Below are 26,884 nucleotides of genomic sequence, written 5' to 3' on the forward strand. Positions count from 1 at the left end.
GCGGGCCCGGGGGACGGCCGCGCGTCACAGCTTCCGGTTGTACAGCCGCATCGTGACGCCGCCGAAGACGGCCGTCAGCAGCACGCTCCACAGCAGCACCCAGCCCACGGGCCCCGCGACCGACGTGCCGTCCATGAGCCCGCGCATCGCGTCCACCAGGTGCGTGACCGGGCTGACCTCGACGCAGGCCCGCAGCCAGTCCGGCATGGTCTCCGGGTCGACGAACACGTTGCTGGTGAACGCCAGGGGGAACAGCACGGCGAAGCTCACGCTCTGCACCGACTTCTCCGAGCGCATCAGCAGGCCGAACATGGTCCACACCCACGAGAAGCTGAACGAGAACAGCAGCAGCAGGGCCAGCGCCGCCACGACGCCGACGACACCGCCGTCGGCCCGGTAGCCGAGCGCGTAGCCCAGCGCGATCATCACCACCGACGCCATCATGTAGCGCACGAGGTCCGCGAGCAGCGCCCCCACCAGCGCGGAGGGGCGCCAGATCGGCAGTGTCCTGAACCGGTCGAACACCCCTTTGTTGACATCGATGTTGAGCGCGGTGCCCGTGTACATCGTGGTCATCATGACGCTCATCACGATCATGCCGGGCAGCAGGAACTGGAGGTACTCGGTGGTCGACCCGGCCAGCGCGCCGCCGAAGAGGTGCGTGAACATCAGCGTCATGATGGCCGGGAACACGGTCACGTCGAACAACTGCTCGGGCACATGCTTGATCTTGAGCATCGCCCGCCAGCCGAACGTCATCGACGTGGACAACGCCCCCGGCCGGCGCGGCGCCCGCGTGCTCTCCATCAGTTCCCGCAGCGCGTCCACGTTGGCCGACTCCGTCGGCGCGGCGGCGTGCGTCCGCTCCTGGGTGGTCATCGGTCCCCCTCCCGGGTCCGGTCGGTGTGCTGGGCGAGGGCCGAGGAGTTCGCCCCGGCCCCGTCGGTGAGCGCGAGGAAGACCTCGTCGAGGCTCGGCTGCCCGAGGGAGAACTCGGAGACGCCGATGCCCGCCCTGGCCAGCTCGGACAGCGAGTGCGCGACGCGGTCGTTCGCGCGGTCGCCCACCAGGTCGTCGGCGTTCAGCAGCGCGTACAGCGTGCCGGGCTCGTTGCCGGGCTGCACGGCCACCTCAAGCGCGCGCCGCAGCGTGTACTCGGCCTCAAGGCGCTGGCCCGCGTTCCGCAGCCGCAGCCGCACCGTTCCGGCGCCCAGGCGGGACTTGAGCGCGGCCGGGGTGCCCTCGGCGACGACCGAGCCGCGGTCGATGACGGCGACGCGGGAGGCGAGTTGGTCGGCCTCCTCCAGGTACTGGGTGGTCAGCAGGACGGTCGTCCCGCTGTGCGTGAGCATCCGCACGACCTCCCACACCTGGGCCCTGCTGCGCGGGTCGAGGCCCGTGGTCGGCTCGTCGAGGAACAGCAGCCTGGCCCGGTTCACCATGCTCGCGGCGATGTCCAGCCTGCGGCGCATGCCGCCCGAGTAGGTCTTGGCCTGCCTGCCGGCCGCTTCCGACAGCCCGAACGCGTCGAGCAGCAGTTCCGCGCGCCTGCGCGCCTCCGCCTTGCCGAAGCCGAGCAGCCGCCCGAGGAGCACCAGGTTCTCCACGCCGGTCAGGTCCTCGTCGACCGACGCGTACTGGCCGGTCAGGCTCACCAGGGAACGCACGCCGTCGGGGTCCTCGACCACGTCCCGGCCGAAGACCCTGGCCTGCCCGCCGTCCGGGCGCAGCAGCGTCGCGAGCATCCTGACCGTGGTGGTCTTGCCCGCGCCGTTCGGCCCGAGGACGCCGTACACGCTCCCGGCCGGAACGGTCAGGTCGATGCCGTCGACGGCGCGGTGGCCGCCGAAGGTCTTGACGAGGCCGCGGGTGACGATCGCCGCGTCGGCCTCGCTGGCTGGGGTGGGGTCCATGTCCGTCCACTTCTCCTTGTCGCCGGGGCAGCGCCTGGCTGCCGGCTGCTTACCGGTCGGTCCGGTCGGTCCGGTCGTTCTCGCCGTTCGTCTCCGGGGCGCGAGAACGGCTCTGGCGGGCGCAGAAACCGTCTGCGGGCGGCTGCGGCGCCGCGGAACCCGCGCGGTGGCCCGCGCGCGGAAACGGGCAGCCGCCCGCTCGGGAACGGGCAGCCGGGCGCGCGGAACGGGCGGCCGTCCGCGCGAGAACGGGCAGCCGGGCGCGAAGCGGAGGGGCCCGGGAGCCTTCCGCACTTCCGTTTCCGCTGCCGCGAGGGGCGGGTGAGCCTTGAGGGCGTCCCGATGTGAACGCCGAAGGAGAGCAAGGACGATGAGCACGGATCGTTGCCCCGCCCCGGACTGCGCTCGGACCGAGGACCCCGGCGGGCCGGCCCCGGGGCTGTGCCAGGAATGCCGGGAGCGGGCCGCCGCCGCCCTGGCCGAACTCCCGTCGATCCACAGCGCGTTGGCCATGACGCGGACCGGCGGGTCGGCGCGTGCGCGCGAACGGGTGAGCGGCACGCGCGGCCGTTCCGCGCCGCTGCGCGGGGCGGCCATCGAGGCCCGCGCGGAGGCGCTGTCCCTGCTCGCCTCGTGGAGCGGGGTGGTCGCCGCGGGGCGCGGGCTGCCCGCGCCGCGCCGCGATCCTGGCCCGCTCGCCGCGTTCCTGCTCGGGCACCTCGACTGGCTCGCGGTCCACCCCGCGGCGGGCGACTTCGCCGCGGAGCTGGCCGCGGCCCTGCGCGCCGCGCGCCGCGCCGCGGGCCGGGACGCGCCCGTGGCCGAACTCGGCCCGTGCGTGCACCCGGGCTGCTCGGCGACCATCGCCGGGCTGCCGGACGGCGGCGCGGGCTGCCCGGCCGGGCACCGGTGGGGTCCGGGCCAGTTGCTGCTGCTCGTCCACCGCATGCGGCCCGGCGGGGAGCGTCCCGCGGCCGTCGCCGGGGCGCGGCGGGCCGCCGCGTGAGCGGGCGGGCGGCTCCCGAGCGCACGCTGCCGACCGAACTCGCCGCGCTCGCCGTGGGCGTGTCGGAGGCGACGATCCGCAAGTGGGCCAGCAGGGGCAAGATCACCCGCTACGGCAGTCCGCGCCGGGCCGAGTACGACCTCGACGAACTCGTCGCCATCGCGGCCAGGCGGCACAACGGCGCCGGGTGACAGGACCCGCGCGCCGCACCGAGGAGAACGCCCGGCACAACGCAGAAAGCGCCCGGCCGCTCCGCCCGCCCTCGCAGGGCTTGGCGGAGCGGCCGGGCGTTCACGCCATGGCGGCGCGTGGGGCCGTGGCGGCGCGCGACGTCACAGCCTCGCGCAGGGCCGTCTCGGCACGGCGCACGGCCGCGCGTTCCGTGTCCGGGTCCGTGGCGCGCGCCGGGAGCAGGGGCACCACCCGGCCGCGGCCCGACCTGACGGCCGGATGGCGGCGCGCGGCCCGCGTGAGCACCTGCCCCGGGCCCACCTCGACCAGCAGGTGGTCGCCCGTGGCCAGCAACGCGTCCAGGGCGTCCCAGAACAGCACGGGCGCGGCAGGGCCGGCGGCCCAGAACGACGGGTCGACCGCCTCGTCCGGCGTCAGCGGGGCGGCGGTGTACGCCGACCACACCGGCACCCGGCACGGCGCCATCGGGACGCCCGCGAACAGGCCGGCCGTGGCGCGCGCCGCGTCCGCGAGCGCGGGACTGTGGAACGCGGTACGCGAGGCGACCCGCCGGCAGGTGAGGCCGGCGTCCCCGAGCGCGCGAGCGGCCTTGTCGAGACCCGCGTCGGGCCCCGCCAGCACCGTCTGCCTCGGCGCGTTCACGGCCCCGACGACCACCTCGCCCCCCGGCCCCCCGAGCACGCGCTCGACCTCCGCGCGGGAGGCGGACACCGCGAGCATGCCGCCGGGCGGGGCCCCGGCCAGCGCCCGCGTGCGCGCGACGGTGAGCCGCGCGGCGTCCCCGACGGCGAACACCCCGCTCAGCGCGCCCGCCACCACCTCGCCCACGCTGTGCCCGAGCAGCGCGGCCGGTGCGACGCCCCAGGACTCGACCAGCCGGGCGAGTGCGTAGTCGACGGCGAACAGCAGCGGTTGCGAGCGGCGCGCGTCGTCCAAAGGCACCGCGGGCCGGTCGGCCAGCCAGTCCGCGCGCAGCTCGCGCCCCTCGGCGCCGAGCGCGGCGAACACCTCGTCGACCGCCTCCGCGAAGACCGGTTCGCTTCGGTAGAGCCCCGTGGCCATCCCCGGGTACTGCGCGCCCTGCCCCGGCAGCAGCAGCGCCACCGGCAGCGGCCCGCCGCCCGCCGTCCCTGCCGTCACGCCGCCTCCCCTCCCTCATGTTCTTCCGGTTCCTCGCGGGCCGCGCAGCGGCCCGTCGCCCACGGCACGTCCCGCAGCATCTCCACCACGGCGCACGACCACGTGAAGCCGGCGCCCACGCTGACCAGCAGGGCGAGCTGCCCCGCACGCAACTCGCCGCTGCCGACCAGGTGGTCGAGGCCGGCGATCGGGTCGCCCGCGCCGAGATGGCCCACGGTCCTGCTCCAGTGCCAGGTGGTGCGCTCCTCGTCGAGGCCGAACGCGCGGAAGTAGCCCGAGCGCAGCCGCCGGTGGCCGAGGTGCGGCAGCGCGACGCGGTCCATGTCCGCGAGCCCCGCGCCCGCGCGGCTCAACGCCTGCTTGATCGCGGCGCGCTGCCCCGCGCCGACGCGGGCGATGCTGAACGACAGGCTGTGCCGTTCGACGAAGTCCCGCTTGTGCGCGTCGAGATCGACCATCGGCCTGTGCTCGAACGGGGCGGCGCCGAACGGGTCGTCGCCCCGGTGCATCCCTTCGAGTTCCGGCTCCGAGACCGTCACCAGGCTGCGCAGCCGCGCGAACCCGCCGCGCCGGGACAGCAGCAGCGCGGTCCCGCCGTCGGCGTACACCGTGCCTGGGTCGCTGCCGAACCGGTCGAAGCGGGGCGGCGCGAACCGGTCGCCCGTCGTGACGAGCGCGGCCGAGCGCTCCGGCGCGGCGAGCAGGTAGGCCGACGCCAGCTCGACCGCGCCGAGGCCGCCGTTCGACGCCTGCTGCACCTGGAACGCCGGGCAGTGGCCGCCCACGGCGACGCGCTGCACGTACGAGGCGGGCGCCCAGACCACGTGCCCCTGGTGGTACACGTGCGCGTGCAGGACCAGGTCGACGTCGGCCGCCGCCTGGCCGCCCGCGCGTTCGAGCGCCACCGAGGCGGCGCCCGCGGCGAGTTCGGGCCCCGACTCACCGTCGGAGACGACGACCGAACGCATCCGGGAGGCGCGCGCGACGCCCGGCGCGCAGCTCCCCGACGCCACGGCTTCCGCCACCGGGAGCGGTGGCGGAAGCCGGGTGCCCAGGCTCGCGATGAACAGGTCGTCGCCGGCCATCAGCCCGCGCTCGCCGCCTGCTCGGGCTCCGCCGCGCGCTCGTTCACCAGGGTCAGCAGCGCCGCCGGGGTGCGGACGTCGGCCAGCAGCTCCTCCGGCACCTTGACCCCGACCTGGCGTTCGACCTGGTTCAGCGTCTCAAGGACGGCGAGCGAGTCGAGGCCGAGGTCGTCGAAGTCGGCGTCGGCGGCCTCGGGCCCGAGCGTGACGTCGTCGTCCTCGCCCAGGCAGCGGTTGATGGTCTCCAGCAGGCTGTCCATGCTCAGTGCGCTCATCGGTCGTCCCCTTCTCGTGACGTGGTGGTGCGGCGTTCTCCCGGCGGCGTTCTCTTGCCGGCGTTCTCCCGGCGGTTCCTCGTGCCGGCGTTCTCCCGTGCCGTGGTCAGGCGCGCAGCGCCGCCAGGGCGTCGAGCGCGGCCCCAGGACCCGGCATGGCCGCCATCTCGGCGGCGACCCCGGCGACGGCCTCGCGGCGGCCCGGCGCGTGCAGCAGGTCGCGCACGGCCGCGCCGAGCGCGTCGGCGGACAGGTCGGCGGGCAGCAGCACGCGCCCGGTGCCGCTCTTCTCGACGACCTCGCCGTTGGTGAGGGCGTCCCCGCTGGTCGTGGGCACGATCAGTTGCGGCACGCGGGCCGCGAGCGCGCTGAACATCGTGCCCATGCCGCCGTGGTGGACGATCGCGTCGCACGTCGGCAGGAGGCTGGTCAGCGGCACGAAGTCGACCGTGCGCACCCACGGCGGCAGCGGGCCGAGCGCGTCGAGCGCGGCGCCGCCCGCGGTCAGCACCACCTCGACCGCGTCGTCGGCCAGCGCGTCGAGCGCGGTGGCCATGACGTTCTTGTGCCCGTCGGTGTGCGAGGGCACGGAGCCGAGCGTGACGACGACGCGCGGCCGGTCGCTTCGGGCCAGCGCCCACGCGGGCACGCGCCCGCCGCCGTTGTCGGGGCTCGGCCGCAGGGGGAGCAGCGGAACGGTGGTGCCGGGCGCCGTCGGGTTGACGCGTTCGAGCGACGCGGGCGCGAGCACCAGCTCGGCGTGCGGACCGCAGTCGGCCGGGTCGATGCCGTAGCGCCGCGCCGCGTCCTCGGCCAGCTCCGGCGGGGTGGGGAACGCCGGGTGCCGCAGGCCCATGCCGTGCAGCACGGAGGTCGCGCCGCTCGCCCGGGCCGCGAGCGGCCCGGCGGACAGCATCGGCGTGTGGACGACGGCGTCCGCCCGCCACCGGCGCGCGGTCGTGACGATGCCGTCCAGCATCATCGAGGACATCTCGCCGAACGCGGAGAACACCATCCGCATCGTCTCCGCGACCGGCAGGTCCTCCTGCGCGGCGGTCCTGGCCAGCGTGACGTACGGGCGGGTCACGTCGTCGTCCGGTACCGCGTCGACCGTGGGCAGCCCGGCGTTCCGCGCCGCGCCGGCGGCCGGACCGCTGACGGCGAACAGCACCTGGTGGCCGTGCAGCCGGGCGCCGTGGGCCAGCGGCAGCAGCGGTGTGGTGTGCGAGAACCCGGGCGTGGTCGTGAACAGCAGGCGCACGGCTATTCCTCTCCGTCGTCGGCGGTGGCGCGGATGAGCCGGGTGAGCCGGTCCATCACGGCCGTCGGTCCCGGCATGGCGGCCATCTCGGCGGCGACCTCGCGGCTCGCCGTCCGGAAGCCCGGCTGCTCAAGCAGGGCGCGCACCGCGCCGGTGACCTCCCGCGCCGTCAGCTCGTCGGGTGTGAGGGTGAGCCCGGCGCCGCGCGCCTCGGTCACCTCGTGCGGAGCGGGCTGCCCGCCGGAGGGCGGGACGGACAGCTGGGGAACGCCGGCCGCGTAGGCGGCGTACAAAGTGCCCATCCCGGCGTGGTGGATCACCGCGTCCGACACCGGCAGCAGCTCGCTCATGGGCAGCCAGGAGACGGCGCGCACGTTCTTCGGCAGCGGGTCGAGTGCGGCGGGCAGGCCGCCGCTGCCCGTGGTGACGACGACCTCGGCGTCCAACGCGGCGGCGCCGCGCACCAGTTCGGTCAGCACGCGCCCCTCGCGCATGGCGGCGGAGGCCGAGCCCATGCTGACGACGACGCGCGGCCGGTCGCCCCGGCTCAGGGCCCACTCGGGCAGCTCGCCGCCGCCGTTGAACGGGGTCGGGTTCATGAGCAGCTTGATGACGAACGCCTCGTCCTCGCCCGGCGTCTCGTTGAGCGCTTCGAGGGAGTCGGGGCTGACGCAGATCTCGAATTCCGGGTGCTCGGGCAGGTTCTCGATGCCCAGGCGGCGCGCGCTCGGCGCCATGCCGAACATGCCCCAGGCGGTGGGGTGGCGCAGCCCGACGCCGTGCACGACGCCGGCCACCCCCGTCTCCCTGGCGGTGATCAGGCCGCCCGACATGCCGGGCTCGTAGACGACGGCGTCAGGACGCCAGGCGCGGGCGGCGGCGAGCAGCCCGTCGATCATGCGGTCCCCGATGGTGGCGAACGCGGTCGCGACCACGTTCATCAGGGCGCCGTCCGACAGGCCGGGTTCGAGGATGTCGCCCAGCATGCGGTCGAAGACCGGGGCGATCTCCTGGCCCTCGGCCACATCCAGGACCGGGAGCCCGGCCCGCGCGGCGGCGCCGACCGCGTCGCCCGCGGTGGCGACGAGGACGTCGTGGCCCGCGAGCCGGGCGGCGCGCAGCGCCGGGACCATGGGGTAGAGGTGCGAGGCGCCTGGCATCGCGGTGAACAGGTAACGCACGCGGCGGTCCTTTCTTCTGGCCGGTTGTGGCTGCCGCGCGGGGGCGGCCGGTCGTGGCTGCCGCGCCGGGTCAGGCCCCGGCGACGAGGTGGAGCCCGCGCCCGCCGGACCGCGACGGCTCCCACCAGTCGCGGTTGTCGCGGTACCAGGCCACCGTCGCGGCGAGACCCGTGTCGAACGGGACGAGCGGGGTGAAGCCCAGTTCGCCCTCGATCAGGGTCGAGTCGAGCGAGTAGCGCCGGTCGTGCCCCTTGCGGTCGGCCACCGGGCGCACGGCGCTCCAGTCCGCGCCGCACAGGGCGAGCAGGCGGTCGGTGAGCTGCCGGTTGCTGAGTTCCGTGCCGCCGCCGATGTTGTACACGCCGCCGGGGCGGCCGGCCCCGGCGACCAGGGCGACGGCCCGGCAGTGGTCGTCCACGTGCAGCCACTCGCGCACGTTGCCCCCGTCGCCGTACAGCGGCACGGGCAGCCCGTCCAGCAGGTTGGTCACGAACCTCGGCAGCACCTTCTCCGGGTGCTGGTGCGGACCGTAGTTGTTCGAGCAGCGCGTCACCCGGACGTCGAGTCCGTGCGTGCGGTGGTAGGCGAGGGCGAGCAGGTCGGAGGCCGCCTTCGACGCGGCGTAGGGGGAGTTGGGCGCGAGCGGCTGCCGTTCGGTCCAGGAGCCGCTGTCGATCGAGCCGTACACCTCGTCCGTCGAGACGTGGACGAACGTGGGGCGGCCCGCCGCGAGCGCGGCGTCGAGCAGCACCTGGGTGCCCTGCACGTTGGTGCGCACGAAGTCGCGCGCAGCGGAGATGGACCGGTCGACGTGCGACTCGGCGGCGAAGTGGACGACCAGGTCGGTGTCCCGCATCAGGTCGGCGACCAGGCCGGGGTCCCCGATGTCGCCGTGTACGAAACGCAGGTCGGCGCGGTGCGCCACCGGTGCCAGGTTGGCGAGGTTGCCCGCGTACGTGAGCAGGTCGAGCACGGTCACGCGGGCGGCGGGCAGCTGCGGGTACGCGCCGCCGAGCAGGTTGCGCACGAAGGCGGAGCCGATGAAACCGGCGCCTCCGGTCACCAGAACACGCATGGTTTCCGCTGCCTTTCCTTCGGGAGACGGGAGTCCGTCCCGTATGTCGTCAGGGGGTTCGGGTGCGGGTCCGCCGCGCCGTGGCGCGCGCGGGGGCCGCGGGGGAGCGGGCGTGCGGCTCAGCCGACGGGCGCCACCGCGTGCCGGGAGGCGATCTCCATCAGGTATCTGCCGTAGGCGGAGTTCGCCATCTCCTTGCCGAGCCGCAGGCACGCGTCGGCCGAGATGAACCCCATGCGCAGGGCGATCTCCTCCACGCACGCGACCCACTCGCCCTGCCGCTGCTCAAGCAGCTGCACGTACTGCCCGGCCTGGAGCAGCGAGTCGTGCGTGCCCATGTCCAACCAGGCGAAGCCGCGGCCGAGTTCGGTCAGCCGGGCCCGGCCCTGGGCGAGGTAGGCGAGGTTGACGTCGGTGATCTCCAACTCGCCGCGCGCCGAGGGGCCCAGGTTCTTCGCGATGCCGAGGACGTCGTTGTCGTACAGGTAGAGGCCGGTCACCGCGAGGCGGGAACGGGGCGCCGCCGGCTTCTCCTCGATGGCCAGCAGCCGGCCCGACGCGTCCACGGTGGCGACGCCGTACCGCTGCGGATCGTGCACCGCGTAGCCGAACAGGGCGCAGCCGTCGAGGCGTTCGATGCTGTCCCGCAGGATCGCGGAGAAGCCGGGGCCGTGGAAGATGTTGTCCCCCAGGATCAGCGCCACCCGGTCGTCCCCGACGAAGTCGGCCCCCATGACCAGCGCGTCCGCGATGCCGCGCGGCTCCGGCTGCTCGTCGTACTCGATGCGGATGCCGAGCCGGGAGCCGTCGCCGAGCAGTTCCTCGTACAGGTCGGCGTGCGCGCGCGAGGAGATGACCAGCACGTCGCGGATTCCGGCCAGCATGAGGACGGAGAGCGGGTAGTAGATCATGGGCTTGTCGTAGACCGGCAGCAGCTGCTTGGAGAGGGCGCCGGTCAGCGGGCGCAGGCGGGTGCCGCTGCCGCCCGCGAGGATGATTCCCTTCACGGTTGCCTCCGTTGAGATCAGTGCGGCGCGCCGAACCAGCCGCGCAGCGCGTCCTCGGGGTCGGCGTCCCGGCCGCCGCGCCACGCGGTGACCCCGTCCGGGCGGACCAGTACGGTGGCGGCGCCCGGCGGCGGCCCGGGCGCGCCCGGCGGGCGCGGCGCGGTGCCGACCACGTCGACGCGGCCGGCCCAGCCGGCGCAGCGCGCGCGCAGCGCGGCGGTCCGTGCCGCGCTGCCCGACAGGTCGAGGAGCAGGCCGCGCGCCGCGCGGAGCGCGGCGTCCATGGCGGCCGACGCGCCGGGGTCGTGCGCCGGGCGGCCGGGCGGGTCGGGTTCGACCGCCGCGATGCCGGCCGCCAGGTGCGCGCGGGGCCCCGGCAGGCGCAGCAGTTCCCCGACGAGTGCGCGGACGCCGTCCACGCGCGGGCCGCCGAGCAGCAGCAGCGTCTGGGCGCGGATCGCGGTCAGCGTCCTGGCCCCGGCGGGGTGGCGTTCGCCGTGGTAGGTGTCGAGGAGCCCGGCGGGGGCCAGGCCGCGCGCGGTGGCGGCGAGCTTCCAGCCGAGGTTGACGGCGTCGTGCAGGCCGAGGTTGAGGGCCTGCCCGCCGACGGGCAGCTGCCGGTGGGCGGCGTCCCCCGCGAGCAGGACGCGTCCCGCGCGGTAGTGCGCGGCCTGCCGGGCGGTGTCGTCGAACGCGTTGACCCACAGGGGACGCGCGCCGGAGATGTCCTCCCCGACGACGCGTCCCCACGTGGCGGCGACTTCGCCGAACGCGAGCCCCCCGCGTTCGCGCGGCGCGCCGCCGTACTCGTGGACCATCACGCGCGTCACCCCCTCCGCCACGGGCCCGGCCACGGCGAGGCCGCGCGGGTGCCGTTCGAACCGCCGGGCGGGCAGGTCGATGTCCGCGAGGTCCGCGCGCAGCAGCTCCCGCGTCCCGTCGGTGCCGGGGAACGGGATGCCGGCCAGGCGCCGGACCGTGCTGTCCTCGCCGTCGCAGCCGACGACCCAGTCGGCCGTCACGGTCGACGGCCCGGTGGGGCCGTCGACCGCGGCGGTGACACGGTCCGCCGCCGTGTCGAGGGCCGTGACCGCGCGCCCGCGCAGGACGGTGGCGCCCAGCGCGGTCGCGCGGTCGGCCAGGACACGTTCGATCCGGGGCTGCGGGATCTTCCACAGTCCGGCGTACGGGCTGGGGACCCGGCTGAGGTCCAGCGGCAGCCCGCCGAAATGTCCCGTGCCCGCGTGCGGCGGTGCGCCGAACGCGGGAAGCAGTCCCCGCTGGGCGAGGAGTTCCATCGTGCGGGCGTGCAGCGTGGACGCCCGGGACTGGCTGAGCGGCGCGGGCAGCCGTTCGACGACGACGGTGTCCGCGCCGCCGAGCCGCAGTTCGGCGGCCAGCATGAGGCCGACCGGGCCCGCGCCGACCACGAGCACCTGGGTGCGCACGGCGTCAGCGGTTCCGTTCCGCGTGCGCGCGGGCGAGTTCGAGCGTGGCGCGGCTGTTGGTGCCGAGCGCGTCGCGGACCCGGGCGCGCGCCTCGGCGAGGTCGGCGTCCGGGCCGAGCACGTCGGTGATCCGGTCGGTGTCGATGGTCACGGTGTGCCGGGAGACGGCCGTGGTCGAGCCGTCCGCGTGCTCCGTCAGCGACCAGCGGCCGGTGTGCAGGGTCATCAGCGCGGGCAGCGTGGTCTGCTTGTAGACGATCGCGTGGTGCGGGAAGCACACGCGGAAGGACACGGTCGTGTGGGCCGAGCCGTCCTTGGCGCGCGTGTCCATCTCAAGCCGCTGGAGCCCAGGCGCCTCCTCGGTGAGGGCGACGCGCGCCACGTGCGGGAGCCGTTCCGGCCAGCGCGCCGCCTCGTCGAGGAAGTCGTAGACGTCCTTGGCCGGGCCGTTCACGTGGACCGCGTCCTCGAAGGTGAAGGTGCGCTCCTCGGCGCCCGCGGCCAGCTCCGCGCTCGCCTTGAGCGCGGCCAGCTCCGTGCGGCTGTTGCGGTCGACGGCCCGGTCGATCCACTCCAGCGCGTCGGGCGCGTCGTCGACCGCGCGGTAGTCGTGCAGCAGCCGCACCCGCGAGCGGTCGGCGGCCAGCGGCTCGATGATCCAGGCGCCGCCCATGGCCGCGACCGGGTGCGCGGAGACCTCCTGGCGGAACGTGACGCGCAGGCCCGCCGGGTCGAGGTGGCGGCGCGACGTCCAGCTCTTGGGCGTGCCGTTGGCGGTCGCCCAGATGCGGATGCGCTCCCGCGCGCCGTCGCCGTCGACGCGTTCGGCGTGCAGGGTCGGCGGGAACACCGACGGCCAGTGGGACACGTCGGCGACGAGGTCGTAGACGGCGGCGGCCGGCGCGGCCACCGTGATCGTGTGTTCTGTCTCTCGCGGTCCTGTGTCGGCCACGATGCCTCCTCCGCTCGGGGATGGTGCCCGGGTGCCGGGCCGGTCAGAAGTTGCCGAGCCCGCCGCACACGTTCAGGGCCTGGGAGGTGATGGACGCGGCCGTGTCGGTGGCCAGGTAGCCCACCAGGCCGGCCACCTCGTGCGGCAGGGAGTAGCGGCCGAGCGGGATCTTGGCCTGGAACTTCGCCAGGACGTCGGCCTCGGAGACCTGCCAGGCGGCGGCGTAGCGCTCGCGCACGCCCTGGGCCATCGGCGTCTCGACGTAGCCGGGGCACACGGCGTTGACGGTGATGCCGGTGCCGCCGAGTTCGTTGCCGAGCGCCTTGGTGAAGCCGACCACGCCGTGCTTGGAGGCCGAGTAGGGGGCGGCGAGCACCACGCCCTGCTTGCCCGCGGTCGAGGCGATGTTGATGATGCGGCCCCAGTCCTTGTGCCGCATGCCGCCGGTGGTCAGCACCTCGCGGGTGACGACGAACACGCTGGTGAGGTTCGTCTCGATCACGTCGGCCCACAGCTCGTCGCTGAGGTCGGCCGTGACGCCGCCGCCGCCGCGCCCCGCGTTGTTCACCAGGACGTCGACGGTGCCGAACCGTTCCACGGCGGCGCCGACGAACGCCCTGACCTCCTCGCGGTTTTTGACGTCGCAGCGCGTGCCGTCCACGTCGTGCCCCTCGGCGCGCAGCTTCGCGACGGTGGCCGCGACGTTGTCCGCGTCGCGCGCGCACAGGAACACGCGGTGCTCCCGCGCGGCGAGCGTGCGGGCCACTTCGAGGCCGATGCCGCTGGTGGCGCCGGTGACGAGCGCGACGCGCGCCCGCCCGGTCGGTGTCGTCGGTGCCATGTGTGGTTCACCCGAGCCTTTCTCGGAACGCGCGGTGGGATGTCGGAAGCGGCCGGTCGGCCGGCGGGCGCGGGCCGGTCAGCCGGCGGGCGCGCGCAGGACGGCGGCGGAGTTGAACCCGCCGAACCCGCGGGCGAGGACGAGCGCGGTGCGCAGGTCGGCCGCGCGGGCCCGCGTCACCAGGTCGAGCCCGTACGCCGGGTCGGGGGTGACGTGCACGGTCGGCGGGATGACGCCGTCGCGCAGCGCGAGCAGGGCCGTCACGACGTCGAGCGCGCCGGCCCCCGCGCCCAGCCGCCCGGTCATGGTCTTGGGCGCGGTGACCGGGACCGCGCCGGGGCCGAACACCGCGCGCAGCGCGTCGGCCTCCGCCAGGTCGAGTTCGGGAACGGCCGCCGCGTCGGCGAACACCACGTCGATGTCCGCCGGGCGCGCGCCCGCGTCGTCGAGCGCGCCCCGGATGGCGGCGGCGAGGTTGCCGGGCCTGCCGCTGTCCCGCGGCGGGTCGAACGTCGCGGCGCAGCCGGCGATCTCGCCGTGCACGCGGGCGCCGCGCCGGCGCGCGGCGGCGGCGTCCTCGACCACGAGGAGGGCGCCGCCCTCGCCCGGGACGTGGCCGCGCGCCTCGCGGTCGAACGGCAGGTAGGCCCGTTCCGGGTCGCCGCTCTCGCTGACCCGGCCGCCGGCCAGGTGCGCGACCCAGCCCCAGGAGCACAGCGAGGAGTCGACCCCGCCGGCGAGCATGAGCCGCTGGCCCTTGCGGATCAGCCGCCTGGCCTGCGTCAGCGCGTCGAGGCCGCCGGCCTGGTCGCTGACCAGCGCGCTGCTCGCGCCGCGCACGCCGTGCCTGATGGAGAGCTGGCCGGTGTTCACGGCGTAGAACCAGGCGAACGACTGGTACGCGCTGACGTGGTCGGGACCCTCGGCCCACAGGGCGCGCAACTCCCGCTCGCCGAAGGCGTAGCCGCCCGCGGTGGCGGCCGTGACCACGCCGGACCCGAACCGTTCGAGGTCAGAGGGCCGGACTCCGGCGTCGTCGAACGCCCACTCGGCGGCGGCGAGGGCGAGGCGCGTCATGTGGTCGGTCTGCGGGATCAGCCGGACCGGCACGTGGTCCCTGGCGGCGAAGTCGGGCACCTCGCCGGCCAGCCGCGCCCGGTACCCGCGCGCGTCGAACCGGGTGAGCGGCCCGATGCCGGCCCGTCCCGCGCGGGTCGCGGCCCAGTAGTCCTCGGTGCCGAGCCCGTTGGGCGCGGCCACGCCGAAGCCGGTCACGACGGCGGACGCGCTCATGCGGCCCTCCGTTCCGCGCCGGCCAGCACCATGGCGCTCTGGAAGCCGCCGAAGCCGCTGCCCACGGTGAGGACCGCGTCCGTGCGCCATTCCCGCGCGGTGACCGGGACGTAGTCCAGGTCGCACTCGGGGTCGGGGGTCGAGAAGTTGGCGGTCGGCGGCACGACGTTGTCCCGCATGGCGAGCACGCAGGCCGCGATCTCGATGGAGCCGATCGCGCCGAGCGAGTGCCCGACCATCGACTTGATGGAGCTGACCGGCGTGCGGCGGGCGTGCTCGCCCAGGCTCCGCTTGAACGCGCCGGTCTCGTGGCGGTCGTTCTGCTTGGTGCCTGAGCCGTGGGCGTTGATGTAGTCGATGTCCTCCGGGTCGAGCCGCGCCTCGTCCAGGGCGGAGCGGATCGCCTCCGCCAGCTCGGCGCCGTCCTGCCGCAGCCCCGTCATGTGGTAGGCGTTGCAGCGGGAGGCGAACCCGGCGATCTCGGCGTAGACGTGCGCGCCCCGGCGCCGCGCGGCCGCCAGCTCCTCCACGACGAACACCGCGCTGCCCTCGGCCAGTACGAAGCCGTTGCGTGAGGCGTCGAACGGGCGCGAGGCGTGCGCGGCGTCGTCGTTGCGCGGCGAGGTCGCCTTGATGGCGTCGAAGCAGGCCACGGTGATCGGCGTGATCGGGGCGTCGGTCCCGCCGCAGATCATCACGTCGGCCGAGCCCTCGCGGATCAGGTCGGCCGCCAGGCCGACCGAGTCGAGGCCCGAGGTGCACCCGGTGGACACGACCGTGGCCGGGCCCTCCGCGCCGACGGCCCAGGCCACCTCGGCCGCGAACGAGCTGGGCACGAAGTGGTGGTAGAACCACGGCGGCAGGTAGTCGCCTGTGACCGCTTCGAGGCGGCCGTCGTCACTGGCGAGCCGGTACTCGTCCTCAAGGGACGTCGAGGCGCCCACGGCGCTGCCGATGCTCACGCCGACCCGCGCCGGGCCCGCCTCGACCGGGTCGAAGCCGCTGTCGGCGACGGCCTCGCGGGCGGCGACGACGGCGAGTTGCGCGGCCCGGTCCATGCGGCGCACCTCGCGCCCGCCGAGCCCGTGCGCCCCCGGGTCGAAGTCGATCTCCGCGGCGATGCGGGACCTGAACGGCGAGGGGTCGAAGAACGTGATGCCCCGGGTCGCGGTCCTGCCCTCGACCAGCATCTTCCAGAAGTCCTTCGTGCCCGTGCCGCCCGGCGCCATCACGCCGACCCCGGTGATCACTGCGCGTCGTTCCACTGTCATCCCCTCCGCTCGTGGACCGTCGGTTCCGCGGTCAGCCCTGCCACCGGTAGAACCGGGTGGCCATCGCGTCGGCCGGCGACTTCCATGTCTCCGGGTCGTACGGGTCGACGAACGGCCGCATCTCGGCGCTGACCTTGACGAACAGCGGGTGGGAGCGCGCGTCGGCGATGTTCCGGGGGCCGTCCTCGGAGTCGAAGTCCTGGAGGTGGAAGTACAGGCCCTGGTAGGTGAAGAGCTCACGGCGCCTGGTGCCCATGACGTGCGGCATGTCGGTGGCGTCGAAGTCGGCGAAGACCCGGGCGATGTCGTCGGCCGCGCCCGGCTTCATCCGGGCCACGATCAGTGTGCTGTACATGACTGTGCCTCCTCGTGTGCGAGGTCCGGTCGCTCGGCGCTACCGGACGGGTTGACCGAACCACTGCTCCAGCGCGGCGGCGGCGTCGACGGTCCCGGGCGCCACCCAGGCCACGTAGCCGTCCGGGCGCACGAGCACCGCGTCCGCCCCGGCCAGCGCCCCCGCGCCGTCCCCCGCCGGCGCCGGGGCGACCGGAACGAACGCGACGCGGTCGGACCAGCCGGCGGCCAGCCGCGCCAGCTTGTCGTCGCCCGACAGGTCGAGCAGCACGCCCTTCGCGTCGCGCAGCAGCGAAACGGGGTCGGTGGCCCGGCCGCCGGTGACCAGCTCGACCGGCGGGACGCGGCGGCCCAGCAGCGGGTGGGCGGACTCCCCGGCGTCGCCGTACCTGATCTCCATGCCGCTGACCATGCCGACCAGGTGCCGGTTGACCTCGTCGAACGCCATCAGCTCGCCCAGCACCGTGCGCAGCGGGTCCACCTCGGTGCCGCCGAGGTAGACCAGGCCCTGCGCCTGCGTGTTCATCAGCACGCGGGCGCCGACCGGGTGCCGCTCCTCGTGGTAGGTGTCCAGCAGGTCGACGGGCGTTCCCGCGCGCAGCGCGGCGCCCAGCTTCCAGCCGAGGTTGACGGCGTCCTGGATGCCGACGTTCAGGCCCTGGCCGCCGGCGGGCAGGTGCACGTGCGCCGCGTCGCCCGCCAGGAACACGCGCCCGCGCCGGTACTCCTCGGCCTGCCGCGCCGAGTCGGTGAACGAACTCGTCCACAGCGGCGTGGCCCCCGAGATGTCCTCGCCCGTCAGGCGCTGCCAGGCCGCGGCCACCTCGGCGAACGGCGGCGGCCCGGTGCGTTCCGACGGCTCGGTGCCGCGTTCGCACACGATGATGCGGTCGATGCCGTCGCCGATCGGCGCGTTCATCGCCATGCCGCCGGGCACCCGCTGCCCGATGGGGCGCGGCGGCAGCCCCGCGCCCTTCAGGTCGGCCAGGAACATCTCCATCGTCGCGGCGGAACCGGGGAACCCGATGCCGGTCAGCGCGCGGACCGTGCTGTGGCCCCCGTCGCAGCCGACGAGGTGGGCAGCGCGCAGCGACCCCGCGCCGCCCGGCCCGGTGAACCGGGCCTCGACGTGGTCGCCGTGGTCGGGGATCGCGGTCAGCTCGTGCCCGCGCCTGATCTCCGCGCCCAGCTCCTCGGCCCACGCCGAGAGGACCGCCTCGGTGCGCCACTGCGGAATGCCGTTGGCCTGGAAGTGGATGCCGTCCAGCACGCCGAAGTCCAGCGGCAGGCCGCCGAAGTGCCCGGCCGCCGAGGTGTGGAACTCACCGAACCGCGGCAGCAGCCCCCGCTGGTCGAACACCTCCATCGTGCGGGCCGTGAAACCGAGGCCGCGGGACTGCCCCGTGGGCTCGGCCAGCCGTTCCAGCACGACGACCTCGACGCCCGCGAGGCGCAGTTCGCCCGCCAGCATCAGCCCGGTCGGGCCCGCGCCGACCACGATCACCCGGTTGTCCATGCCGCTCGTTCCCCCTCCCGGGCCCGCGTCCGCCGCGGTGTCCCGCGCCGTCATCGGCCGGCCCCCGCTCCCGCGTATCCGCGCTCGATCTCCTGGCAGCGCGCGTAGTCGGGCAGCGCGCCGCTCGCCTGGGCCTCGGCCAGCGTGACGGCGACTCGGTCGCGGTCGGAGAGGATCGGCTCGCCGATCTCCTCGGGGATCGGCAGCCCGAGAGCGGGATCGAGCACCTGGAGCGCCAGTTCGTTCTCCGGCACGTAGCCCTCGGAGAGCATGTAGGACATGACCGTGTCGTCATCGAGCGCGACGAACGCGTGCCCCACGCCCACGGGGAAGTACATGGTCCTGAAGTGCCGCTGGTCCATCAGCACGACGTCCCACCGGCCGAACGTCGGCGAGCCGACGCGGATGTCCACGACGATGTCGAGGGCGCTGCCGCGCGCGCAGTAGACGTACTTGGCGTTGCCAGGCGGCGTGACCGTGTAGTGGACGCCGCGGACCACGCCGCGGCGCGAGACGCTGTGGTTGGTCTGCGCGACCGGGAAGAGCGGCGCGCCGTGCGCGTCGGTGAACGCCTGGCCCTGGAACGGCGAGACGAACAGGCCGCGTTCGTCTCCGAAGACGCGCGGGGTGAACTCCAGGGCGCCGGCGACGGCGAGTTCTCTGACTTCCATGCCTTTTCCGCCTCTCAGCGGTTCGATGGGGACGGGGGGCGGGACGAGGGCCGGGCGCCGCCTCAGAGGGTGGCGAGCACCTCGCGCACCGCGTCGATGACCTTGTCCTGCACGTCCTCGGGCAGCGAGGGGTACATCGGCAGCGAGAAGATCTCGCCGGCCAGGCGCTCGGTGACGGGCAGGCTGCCCCGCTCGTAGCCCAGGTGCGCGAACCCGGACATCGTGTGGACCGGCCACGGATAGCTGATGTTGAGCTGGATGTCGTACGCGGCCAGGCGTTCGATGATGTCGTCGCGCCTGGGGTGGCGCACCACGTAGACGTAGTAGACGTGCTCGTTGCCCGGCACGGTGGCCGGCAGCTTCAGGCCGGTGTCGCCGAGCCCTTCCTCGTAACGCCTGGCCACGCGGCGGCGGCCGTCGATGTAGGCGTCGAGGCGGGTCAGCTTCCTGCGCAGGATCTCGGCGTGCACCTCGTCGAGGCGGCTGTTGTGCGCCGGCGTCTGGACCGTGTAGTACCGCTCGGCCATGCCGTAGTAGCGCAGCCGGCGCAGTGCCGTGTCGGTCTCCGCCGAGCCGGTCACGACGGCCCCGCCGTCGCCGTAGGCGCCCAGCACCTTCGTCGGGTAGAAGGAGAACGCGGCCACGTCGCCCCTGGTCCCGGCGAGCGAGCCGCCCTGGCGGGCCCCGTGGGCCTGCGCGCAGTCCTCAAGCACGGGCAGGCCGTGCCGCCGCGCCACGGCGAGCAGCGCGTCCATGTCGACGCACTGCCCGTAGAGGTGCACGGGCAGCAGGCACTTGGTGGCCCCGGTGATGGCGGCCTCGACCTGGTCGACGTCCATCAGGAAGTCGTCCTCGCGCACATCGACGAAGACCGGGGTGGCCCCGGTGGAGTCGATGGCGACGACGGTGGGCGCCGCGGTGTTCGACACGGTGATCACCTCGTCGCCCGGCCCGACGCCGAGGGCCTGGAGGCCGAGCTTGACGGCGTTGGTGCCGTTGTCGACGCCGGTGCAGTGGGCGGCCCCGAGGTAGGCGGCGAACTCCTCCTCGAACCCGCGGACGCTTCTCCCCAGGACGAGTTGGCCCGAGGCGAACACCGTCTCGACCGCGTCCAGGATGTCGGCCCGTTCCTTCTCGTACTCCGGCAGGTAGTCCCACACGCGCGTGGTCATCGCTTCTCCTTGCTGTTCCTCGGTGTTCCTCGGTGTCCTCGGTGTTCCTCGGCCGTCGCCGGCGCTCTCGGGCGGTGTCGCGCGGCGCGCCGGCCCGCGGCCGGCGGCACCCGGCGGGTCAGGAGCCGTCGCGGACGGCGAAGAACAGGCCGCGGCCCTGCGCGATGCCGGGCCTGTGCCGGGGCGAGAACCCGCTGTGGCGCAGCGCGGCCTCGTACTGGTCGCGCGTGTAGAGCCGGTGCCGGTAGACCTCGGAGAAGTGCCGCGTGCCCGACTTCGCGTCCGACGTCAGGTAGTGGACCTCCATGCGGGAGCTGTCGCCCTCGCGCTTGGAGTGCGACACGCGGGCCATCGTCTGCCCCTCGGGCTCGATCACGTCGGCGGAGATGTAGCCGTCGATGAAGTCCTCCTCGAACCACCACGGTTCCGCGACGAGCACGCCGCCGGGGTTGAGGTGGGCGGCGAAGCAGTCGAAGACGGCGCGCAGGTCGGGTTCGGTGTAGGCGTGGCTGATGGTGCCGAACAGGGAGATCACCGCGTCGTAGCGGCGGCCGGTGTCGAACGCCCGCATGTCGCCCTGGTGCAGCGTGGTTCCCGGCAGCCGCTCCTTGGCGACGGCCAGCATGTCGGGGGACAGTTCGAGGCCCTCGACCTCGTCGAAGTGGTCGGCGAGGTACACCAGGTGGCCGCCGGTGCCGCAGCCGACGTCCAGCAGCGAGGCCGCGTTCGGGGCCAGCTCGCGGATGAGGTCGACCACGTCGGCGGTCTCCCGCCCGTAGTCCTTGCCGCGCAACGTGTACACGTCGTCGTAGATCCTGGCGAAGTCGGAACCGTACATGCTGTCTCCTTCGGGGACGCCTTCGGGGAAGCCTGCGGGGAAGCCTTCAGGCAAGGGGGGCGGTGAGCGCGGCGACGGTGCGGTCCACGCCCTCGGACAGGGAGAGTTCCGGCTTCCAGCCGGTGACCGCGTGGAACCGCCAGGGGTCGATCAGCACGCTCTTGAAGTCGGTCACCGGGGCGTGCTCGGGCGGCTGGACGCACTCCACGGGCACGGCGGGCGCGCCGGTGTGCCGCGCCACGGAGTCGGCCACCGTCCTGAACGCCTCGCCCAGCGAAGGACTCGACCCCGAGCCGATCACCCAGTGGCCGCCCACAAGACGGTCCGGCTGGTCGAGCGCGGCCTCGACCGCCCTGGCCACGTCCGAGACGTGCAGCAGGTCCCGGCGCACGGTCCCGTCGTGCCACATCTGGATCGGCTCCCCGGCCAGCGCGCGCTTGATCATGAGGGAGACGACGCCGCGGTCCGCGTTGCCCGAGCCGGTCGCCTCGCCGAACACCGTGGGCAGGCGCAGGCTGATCCCGCGCAGCACGCCCTCCTCCGTGGCGGCCTTCAGCGCCTGCTCGGCCGCGAGCTTCTGCCGGTCGTAGGCGGTCTCGGGGCGGTCGGGCTCGCTGCCGTCGATGGGGTGCTCAGGCGGCACGCCGATCTGCGAGGCCGCGCCGCTGCTGACGACGACGGGCGGCCGGCCCGTTCCGATGCCCCGGCGCAGCACGGCGGCCAGGCCGCGGACGACGCCCACGTTGACCGCCTCGCTGGCGGGGTCGTTCTCGGCGGCGCGCCACCCCCCGTCGTTCAGCAGCACGTTGACGACGGCGTCGGCCCCGTCGACGGCGCGGGCCAGCGCCTCGGGGTCGGTGACGTCCGCCCGCAGCGTCTCGACGGCCGCGCGGCCCGCCTCGGGCACCGGCGGGCCGGCCGGCCGGCGGGACACCAGGCGCAGCCGCACCGGGCGGCGGGCCAGGGCGGCGGCGACGCCGGCCCCGACGAATCCTGACGCGCCGAGCACGGTGATGAGGGGAACGGGGGCCGTTGCTTCTGTGCCGCTCATGGCGTGGTCTCCTCGCTGTGGCGCTTGGGTTGCGTCGCGGTTCACGGCCGGTGCGGGGGCGTCGCGCCCGGTGCCGCCAGCGCGTGCAGGCAGGCGAGCAGGCTGCGGGCCTGCACGTTGAGGTAGTTGCTGTGGTCGACCAGGGCGCCGAGCTGGTGCACGGGCAGCCACCGGTGCTCCGGCGGCTCGGGGAGCCTGCCGGTCTCGACGATGAGGTGCCGGTTGCCCACGCGGTCGAACCGGCCGCCCTCGTCGGACAGCCTGGTGTCGAACCGCACGGCGGCGGGGTCGGCGTTCAGGACCAGGTCGAGGAACGCGGGGCGGGCCGCCGCGGGCAGCACCTCGTAGTTGTCGACGTGGCACTGCACCGTGGGCGCCAGCTCCGCGACGTCGACGAGACCCGGCTCGGCGCGCAGGTGCATCAGGGCGTGCAGAACGCCGTCGATCGGGGTGACGAGCAGCGCGAGCAGCCCGGTGCCGCGCACGGCGAGCATCGGCTGGTCCCACGCGCCGACCTCGCGGCCCGCCGCCTCCACCCGGACGCCCACGATGTCGAAGAACCGCCCGGTGCGGTGCCGCAGGCCGTCCTCGTCCCGCGTCCAGCCCGGCAGGTGGGACAGGGGGGCGCGTTCCGCACGCAGCAGGGTGCGGCTGCGGACGTCGGTGATCCAGCCGAGGACGGACCGCATGCCGTGCAGGGCGCCGGAGGCGGGGTCGAGCGAGCGCCACAGGGCGGCCGTGAACGCGTCGTCCGCCGCCCCGGGCGCGGCGGCGCCGGGGGCGCGGCGCGGCAGGCAGGCGAGGACGGTGCGGGTGTCCATGTTGACCAGGTCGTCCATGGCCAGCAGGGTGTGCAGCTGGCCCAGGGTCAGCCAGTGGAAGCCGTCGAGGACGGGCACGTCCTCGGTGGTCTCGACCACCATGTTCCGGTTGCGCTTGCGCAGGAACCAGGCGCCCTGCTCCGACTGCCGCACGTCGACCAGGACCCCGGCCGGATCGGGGTCGCGGAAGTGCTCCAGGTACGGGACCGGCCTGCCGCGGTGCAGCCCCAGGTAGTTGCTCCGGGTGGCCTGCACCGTGGGCGATATCTGGAGCCCGCCCACGTTGCCCGGCTCGGCTTTCAGCTGCATCAGGAAATGCAGGGTGCCGTCGAATTCCTTGGCGAGTATTCCGAGTATGCCGACTTCCGGCTGGTTGATGATCGGTTGGTGCCATTGCGGGACCGCGCTGTCCTGCGCGTGCACGGACAGGCCCTCGATACGGAAGAATCCGCCGCTCTCGTGCCGGAACGCGTCGGCCTCCGGCGGGCAGTGCCAGCCGTTCAGCTCTGCCAGGGGGACGCGTGTCGTCCGGGTCCAGACGCGGCTCTGGAGTTCCCGCCGCTCCGCCAGGAATCGGGCGGTGCCGGTGCGGGCGCCCTCGCGGGCGAGGGCGGAGGAGAAGACGCGGTGTTCCGTGTTTTTCTGCGACATGGCGGACACGGTGCTCGGCATGGGGGCCGGCCTTTCTGCGGGACCGATACCGGACGGAGCGATGGGCCGACGCGGCGCGCTGTCGTGCCGGAGGGCGAGAGGCCGGACGCGTCGAGAAACCTCATCGAGGACTTCGTCGAGGACTTCGTCGAGGACTTCGTCGAAAAGTTCGTCGCGGACTTCACGGCCGGGAGGAAAAGGGGAAGCGCGTCGCGTACGAACTCGCGAAAGGGAGGCGACGCCGGGTCCGGCGCGGTGGATTTGGGCACACCTCGCCTGCCGAAAAGAGCGTGACACGTGCGGCCCGCGCGTGTCAACCGACGTTTTCGTGACGGGCGGAGGGGAATGCGAAAAAGCACAGAGCCACCCATGACCATTGTCATGGGTGGCTTTCGCGTGCGCCGCGCCCCGCGGGGATGTGCCCGGTCAGATCCACCCGGCCTCGGTCGCGCGGCGGAACGCGACGATGCGGTTGCGGGCGCCGAGTTTCCTGATGGCGGACGACATGTGGTTGCGCACCGTTCCCTCGCTGACGTTCAGCGCGAGGGCCACGGCGCTGAGCTGGTTGCCCTCCCCCGCGTGCTGGAGCACTTCAGCCTCGCGGGCCGTCAGGGGGCTCTCACCGGCCGCGAGGGCAGCCGCGGCGAGGGCGGGATCGACATAGCGGTCGCCCCGGTGCAGCGCGCGGATGACGTCCCACAGCTTCTCCGCCGAAACCTCCTTGGTGAGGAACCCGCTGGCGCCCGACTTCAGGGCGCGCTGGAGGCGGCCGGGACGGGCGTGGCTGGTGAGCATGAGGGCGGGGAAGCCGGCCCGCAGGCACTGGAGTTGCTCGACCACCTGGATGCCGTCCATGCCGGGCATCTCGACATCGAGCACGGCCAGGCCCGCGTCGTGCCGTTCGACGAGGCCGAGCACCTCGTCACCGCGTCCCGTGCTGGCGACGACGCGCATCCCCTCGGCGAGGCCGATCAGCGCCACCAGCGCCTCACGCGTCAGCCCCTCGTCCTCGGCGACGACGATCCTGATCACTGCCGACCCCCCGCCCGCGCCCCGCCCGGCGCCGCGGCCAGCGGGACATCGGCCCGCACGCTGTACCAGGAGTCCGCGTGCGGCCCCCAGACCAGCACGCCGTCCTGGGCCTCCACCCGGTCGCGCAGGCCGAGCAGGCCGCTGCCCGCCTGCCCGTCCCACGGCCCCACGCCGTCGTTGCTGATCTCGAACGTGACGCGGTCGCACACCCGCGACAGCCGCATGCGGCAGCGCGCCGCGTCGCTGTGCCGCAGGATGTTGGTGACCGATTCCCGTGCGACCCAGGCGAGCGTCTGCTCGACGTTCGGGGGCAACTCATCGGGCACGTCGTCGCATTCGACGGCCACGCCCGCCATGCGCAGCACGTCCACCACCTCGCCGATCTCCGCGGCGAGCCGCCGCATGCGGTAGCCGTTCGCCACCTCGCGCACGTCGGCGATCGAACTCCTGGACAGGTCCGCCACCGACTTCAGGGCGCTGCGCGCGCCCTCCGGGTTGGTGGCCACCAGGCGCGCCCCCAGCTCGCTCTGGAGCGCGATCACCGACAAGCTGTGCCCGAGGACGTCGTGCAGGTCCCTGGCGAAGCGCATCCGCTCCTCGACCAGCGCCTCCTGCCGCTGCCGCGCGGCCGACCTGACGGCCTCCTGGTAGCGGGAGGTGATCCAGCCGACGAAGAAGTACGCGGTTCCCGTGGAGAGCACGAGCGCCAGCACGGCGAGCAGGTGGAAGGGGGAGAGGCCCTCGGCGATGAACGTCGCCCAGGTGGTGCCCAGCACGGGGAGTGCCAGCAGGGCCGCGAGCAGCAGCCGCACCGCCAGGACGACGACGCCGACGAACGTCATGGCGAGCCCACCGGAATGGGCCTGGAAATAAACGATGAGAACGATGGTCGCGCAGGAAAAGAGGCCCAGTTCCCGCCATATGTCGTCCGGTTCACGCCAGCCGCACATCGCGCACCGGACCAGTCGGTAGCTCAGGGCGAGGAAGCACGAGGTGAGAAGTAAGACGGGCGCGATGTGCCCGGAGACAGGATCGTCGCTCAGCCAGTGGACTTTCGCATGGACGACGGCTGCCAGTCCGATCAGGATGACGACGGTTCCGGCGAGTCTGGCCGCCGAATCCACTTGCTCCCTGGTCGGTCCGGATCTTTCTCCCACGTGGGACACCCCCGAGTGCCTGATGAGAAACACTTGGCCGTCGCCCGGTAGCCGTGGGGGCGCGGCCTGGTCGGGGCCGCGCCGCCGAAGCACGGTTGAAGGCCGGGGTGGGGCAAGTGCGTTCTGGGTTCCGTTTGCCGGTCGCTGGGACGGGAAGTCGGTGCTACTTCGCTTCCGGGGCGGCCGTCGCGGCTTCTGCTTCTCCGGTCCCCTTGTCGCATTGCGAGGCCACACGCGGCAGCATGGCGATGATAGGCGCACAGGGCGTTGCCAGGGAAGGGTCGTGGGGGTTCAACAACGCTGTTGCGAAGGGTATTTGCGCATTCCGGGGAGATGATGGCCGCGCATGCCGGGGGCATGGTGGCGGGGCCCGCCCGGCGGGCCTGTCCACCGCGTACGGCCGCCGATGCGCCGCCGGTCAGGGGCGGCCCTGCGGGCCGTGGCCGGCGCGGTGTTCGGCGCGCTGTTCGACGCGCTGTGCGAACGCGAGCCAGGCCGCCGCGCAGTCCCGCGCCGCCGTCGCGACGAGGCCGGCGCAGTGGGCCGGTACCGCGTCGGCCAGCCGCTGCCAGGCCGCGGGCGGGGCCGCGTGGGCGTCCATGAGCCGCAGGATGCTGCGGCCCGCCTCGGAGAAGCGCAGCGACGGGTCGCGTTTCAGCTTCCCGAGCACCTCGCGCGCCCCCGACGCGCCGGCCCCCGCCGCCACCGCCGTGCCCGGCCCCCCTGTCGCCGGGGACAGCGGTGGCGCCGCCGCGGCGGGTGCCGCGTCGTCCCGGCCGGCCGCCGCCGGCCGGCCGCCACGGGCCCGTTCGGCCCGGGACGCGTCGGCGCGGCCCGCCGACTGCCGGCGCCGCAGGCCCGCGGGCACCGGGTGCTGGCCGGACTTCAGCCGGCGCCTGACGTCGTGCGCCGTGCCGATGGAGATGGCCGCCTCGCGCGCGATCTCGCGCAGGCTCGCGGCGGGGCGTTCGCTGATGAGCCGGCTGGCGAGCAGGCGGCCCTGCACCGCGTTCAACGGCCTGGTCCTGCCGTCCCTGCCCACCCGGCCGGCCAGCTGCGCGGCCTCGCCCGCGAGGCGGCGGCGCAGCGACGCGACGCTCTTCGCGGACAGCCCCGCGATGTGCCCGATGGCGCGGTCCGACCACTGCGGATGCGTGCCGAGCAGGCGGCGGACGGCCGCGGTGCGGTCGGCGGTCGTCAGCGGCAGGCCGTGCACCACGTTGAGCCGCACGGCCAGCGCGAACAGGTCGTCCTCGTGGCCGTCGAGCAGCCTGGCCTCGATCGTCTCGCGTCCGCGCAGCACGGCGGCCCGCACCCGGTGCCGGCCGTCGATCACCCGCATCGTCGTCCGGTGCACGAAGATCGGGGGCAGCGCGTTCCCCGCCGACGCGAGCGCCGAGACGTGCTCGACGTCGAGGCCGGTCAGGCGGGGGGAGTCCGACAGCTGAAGCAGGGAGATGGGGACCACGGTGACGGGGACGCCGTCGACCGGCTGGGTGGTCCGCACCACCGCGTGCCCCCAGGAGTGCTCGGCGAGATGCGCACCCGGTTCAACGCCCACGCTTCAGCTCCACGTTGTCACTCGTCGGCGGTCTTCGGCATACTATGGGCGCTTTCCGCGGGCCGTGAGGGCTGTTCGACCCACATGCGGCGGCGGGCGCGAACGGGCACGGCGGGGGCG

At 74.3% G+C, this 26,884-nt stretch carries 27 protein-coding genes; 3 read left to right on the top strand and 24 right to left on the bottom strand.

Features of this window, described 5'->3' with window-relative positions; genetic code table 11:
• Positions 1-24: 24 nt before the first annotated feature.
• A complete protein-coding gene (locus tag LC193_RS16230) occupies positions 25-879 on the bottom strand; it encodes an ABC transporter permease (RefSeq protein WP_226074987.1) in 855 nt (284 codons plus the stop codon).
• Complete coding sequence (locus tag LC193_RS16235; RefSeq protein ID WP_226074988.1) at positions 876-1,913, bottom strand: ATP-binding cassette domain-containing protein; 1,038 nt, start codon at positions 1,911-1,913, stop codon at positions 876-878. The genes LC193_RS16230 and LC193_RS16235 overlap by 4 nt, the downstream gene beginning before the upstream one ends.
• A gap of 370 nt (positions 1,914-2,283) precedes the next feature.
• Between LC193_RS16235 and LC193_RS16240 the strand changes: the two genes are divergently transcribed.
• Together LC193_RS16240 and LC193_RS16245 are read left to right on the top strand one after the other, a co-directional pair.
• Complete coding sequence (locus tag LC193_RS16240) at positions 2,284-2,919, top strand: hypothetical protein (RefSeq protein ID WP_226074989.1); 636 nt, start codon at positions 2,284-2,286, stop codon at positions 2,917-2,919.
• Positions 2,916-3,110, top strand: a complete 195-nt coding sequence (locus LC193_RS16245) for a MerR family transcriptional regulator (protein ID WP_086159328.1) — start codon at positions 2,916-2,918, stop codon at positions 3,108-3,110. The genes LC193_RS16240 and LC193_RS16245 overlap by 4 nt, the downstream gene beginning before the upstream one ends.
• 100 nt (positions 3,111-3,210) lie before the next feature.
• Here LC193_RS16245 and LC193_RS16250 read toward each other — a convergent pair whose 3' ends face one another.
• The 19 genes from LC193_RS16250 to LC193_RS16340 all read right to left on the bottom strand — a co-directional run bounded on the left by LC193_RS16250 (position 3,211) and on the right by LC193_RS16340 (position 23,014).
• Positions 3,211-4,251: an acyltransferase domain-containing protein gene (locus LC193_RS16250; protein ID WP_226074990.1), complete on the bottom strand. Its 1,041-nt coding sequence runs from the start codon at positions 4,249-4,251 to the stop codon at positions 3,211-3,213.
• On the bottom strand, positions 4,248-5,336 hold the full coding sequence (locus LC193_RS16255; protein WP_226074991.1) for a ketoacyl-ACP synthase III family protein: 1,089 nt from the start codon (positions 5,334-5,336) through the stop codon (positions 4,248-4,250). Before LC193_RS16255 ends, LC193_RS16250 begins: the two co-directional genes overlap by 4 nt.
• Entirely contained in the window at positions 5,336-5,611 is a 276-nt protein-coding gene (locus tag LC193_RS16260; protein ID WP_226074993.1) for an acyl carrier protein, read from the bottom strand. Before LC193_RS16260 ends, LC193_RS16255 begins: the two co-directional genes overlap by 1 nt.
• A gap of 106 nt (positions 5,612-5,717) precedes the next feature.
• The gene (locus LC193_RS16265; protein ID WP_226074995.1) at positions 5,718-6,872 is read right to left on the bottom strand and encodes a nucleotide disphospho-sugar-binding domain-containing protein; all 1,155 of its coding nucleotides are present in this window, start codon (positions 6,870-6,872) and stop codon (positions 5,718-5,720) included.
• A gap of 2 nt (positions 6,873-6,874) precedes the next feature.
• Positions 6,875-8,053, bottom strand: coding sequence for a glycosyltransferase (locus LC193_RS16270; protein ID WP_226074997.1), 1,179 nt, complete (start codon positions 8,051-8,053; stop codon positions 6,875-6,877).
• Between the two features lie 70 nt (positions 8,054-8,123).
• Positions 8,124-9,128 carry a dTDP-glucose 4,6-dehydratase gene (rfbB, locus tag LC193_RS16275; RefSeq protein ID WP_226074999.1) on the bottom strand — a complete coding sequence of 335 codons (1,005 nt, stop codon included), beginning with the start codon at positions 9,126-9,128 and terminating at the stop codon, positions 8,124-8,126.
• A 119-nt stretch (positions 9,129-9,247) separates the two neighbouring features.
• Positions 9,248-10,135 (bottom strand): glucose-1-phosphate thymidylyltransferase RfbA, encoded by an 888-nt coding sequence (gene rfbA, locus LC193_RS16280; protein WP_226075001.1) that lies wholly within the window; start codon positions 10,133-10,135, stop codon positions 9,248-9,250.
• A gap of 17 nt (positions 10,136-10,152) precedes the next feature.
• Positions 10,153-11,583 (bottom strand): FAD-dependent monooxygenase, encoded by a 1,431-nt coding sequence (locus LC193_RS16285; protein ID WP_226075002.1) that lies wholly within the window; start codon positions 11,581-11,583, stop codon positions 10,153-10,155.
• A gap of 4 nt (positions 11,584-11,587) precedes the next feature.
• Positions 11,588-12,535, bottom strand: coding sequence for an aromatase/cyclase (locus LC193_RS16290; protein WP_226075003.1), 948 nt, complete (start codon positions 12,533-12,535; stop codon positions 11,588-11,590).
• A gap of 43 nt (positions 12,536-12,578) precedes the next feature.
• Complete coding sequence (fabG, locus tag LC193_RS16295) at positions 12,579-13,376, bottom strand: 3-oxoacyl-ACP reductase FabG (RefSeq protein ID WP_226075004.1); 798 nt, start codon at positions 13,374-13,376, stop codon at positions 12,579-12,581.
• 78 nt (positions 13,377-13,454) lie between these two features.
• Positions 13,455-14,669 (bottom strand): ketosynthase chain-length factor, encoded by a 1,215-nt coding sequence (locus tag LC193_RS16300; protein WP_226075005.1) that lies wholly within the window; start codon positions 14,667-14,669, stop codon positions 13,455-13,457.
• The gene (locus LC193_RS16305) at positions 14,666-15,940 is read right to left on the bottom strand and encodes a beta-ketoacyl-[acyl-carrier-protein] synthase family protein (RefSeq protein WP_226075006.1); all 1,275 of its coding nucleotides are present in this window, start codon (positions 15,938-15,940) and stop codon (positions 14,666-14,668) included. The genes LC193_RS16300 and LC193_RS16305 overlap by 4 nt, the downstream gene beginning before the upstream one ends.
• Before the next feature lie 31 nt (positions 15,941-15,971).
• Positions 15,972-16,295, bottom strand: coding sequence for a TcmI family type II polyketide cyclase (locus LC193_RS16310; RefSeq protein ID WP_226075007.1), 324 nt, complete (start codon positions 16,293-16,295; stop codon positions 15,972-15,974).
• A gap of 39 nt (positions 16,296-16,334) precedes the next feature.
• On the bottom strand, positions 16,335-17,810 hold the full coding sequence (locus LC193_RS16315) for an FAD-dependent monooxygenase (RefSeq protein WP_404819423.1): 1,476 nt from the start codon (positions 17,808-17,810) through the stop codon (positions 16,335-16,337).
• A 50-nt stretch (positions 17,811-17,860) separates the two neighbouring features.
• The gene (locus LC193_RS16320) at positions 17,861-18,481 is read right to left on the bottom strand and encodes a dTDP-4-dehydrorhamnose 3,5-epimerase family protein (protein WP_226075011.1); all 621 of its coding nucleotides are present in this window, start codon (positions 18,479-18,481) and stop codon (positions 17,861-17,863) included.
• A gap of 62 nt (positions 18,482-18,543) precedes the next feature.
• Positions 18,544-19,653, bottom strand: coding sequence for a DegT/DnrJ/EryC1/StrS family aminotransferase (locus tag LC193_RS16325; RefSeq protein ID WP_226075013.1), 1,110 nt, complete (start codon positions 19,651-19,653; stop codon positions 18,544-18,546).
• Between the two features lie 118 nt (positions 19,654-19,771).
• Positions 19,772-20,491, bottom strand: a complete 720-nt coding sequence (locus tag LC193_RS16330; protein ID WP_226075015.1) for a class I SAM-dependent methyltransferase — start codon at positions 20,489-20,491, stop codon at positions 19,772-19,774.
• A gap of 46 nt (positions 20,492-20,537) precedes the next feature.
• A complete protein-coding gene (locus tag LC193_RS16335) occupies positions 20,538-21,542 on the bottom strand; it encodes an NAD-dependent epimerase/dehydratase family protein (RefSeq protein WP_226075017.1) in 1,005 nt (334 codons plus the stop codon).
• A gap of 41 nt (positions 21,543-21,583) precedes the next feature.
• Positions 21,584-23,014, bottom strand: coding sequence for an NDP-hexose 2,3-dehydratase family protein (locus tag LC193_RS16340; protein ID WP_226075019.1), 1,431 nt, complete (start codon positions 23,012-23,014; stop codon positions 21,584-21,586).
• A gap of 84 nt (positions 23,015-23,098) precedes the next feature.
• On the opposite strand from LC193_RS16340, the gene LC193_RS16345 reads away from it, so the two are divergent.
• Entirely contained in the window at positions 23,099-23,308 is a 210-nt protein-coding gene (locus tag LC193_RS16345) for a hypothetical protein (protein WP_226075020.1), read from the top strand.
• 132 nt (positions 23,309-23,440) lie between these two features.
• Here the strand turns inward: LC193_RS16345 and LC193_RS16350 are convergent, their stop codons facing one another.
• From LC193_RS16350 to LC193_RS16360, 3 genes are all read right to left on the bottom strand, one after another.
• The gene (locus tag LC193_RS16350; protein WP_226075022.1) at positions 23,441-24,046 is read right to left on the bottom strand and encodes a response regulator transcription factor; all 606 of its coding nucleotides are present in this window, start codon (positions 24,044-24,046) and stop codon (positions 23,441-23,443) included.
• On the bottom strand, positions 24,043-25,203 hold the full coding sequence (locus LC193_RS16355) for a sensor histidine kinase (RefSeq protein ID WP_226075024.1): 1,161 nt from the start codon (positions 25,201-25,203) through the stop codon (positions 24,043-24,045). The genes LC193_RS16350 and LC193_RS16355 overlap by 4 nt, the downstream gene beginning before the upstream one ends.
• Positions 25,204-25,621: 418 nt before the next feature.
• Positions 25,622-26,764 carry a ParB/RepB/Spo0J family partition protein gene (locus LC193_RS16360; RefSeq protein ID WP_226075025.1) on the bottom strand — a complete coding sequence of 381 codons (1,143 nt, stop codon included), beginning with the start codon at positions 26,762-26,764 and terminating at the stop codon, positions 25,622-25,624.
• Positions 26,765-26,884: the final 120 nt, after the last annotated feature.

The organism is Streptomyces marincola, assembly GCF_020410765.1.
GTDB classification, from domain to species: Bacteria; Actinomycetota; Actinomycetes; order Streptomycetales; family Streptomycetaceae; genus Streptomyces; species Streptomyces marincola.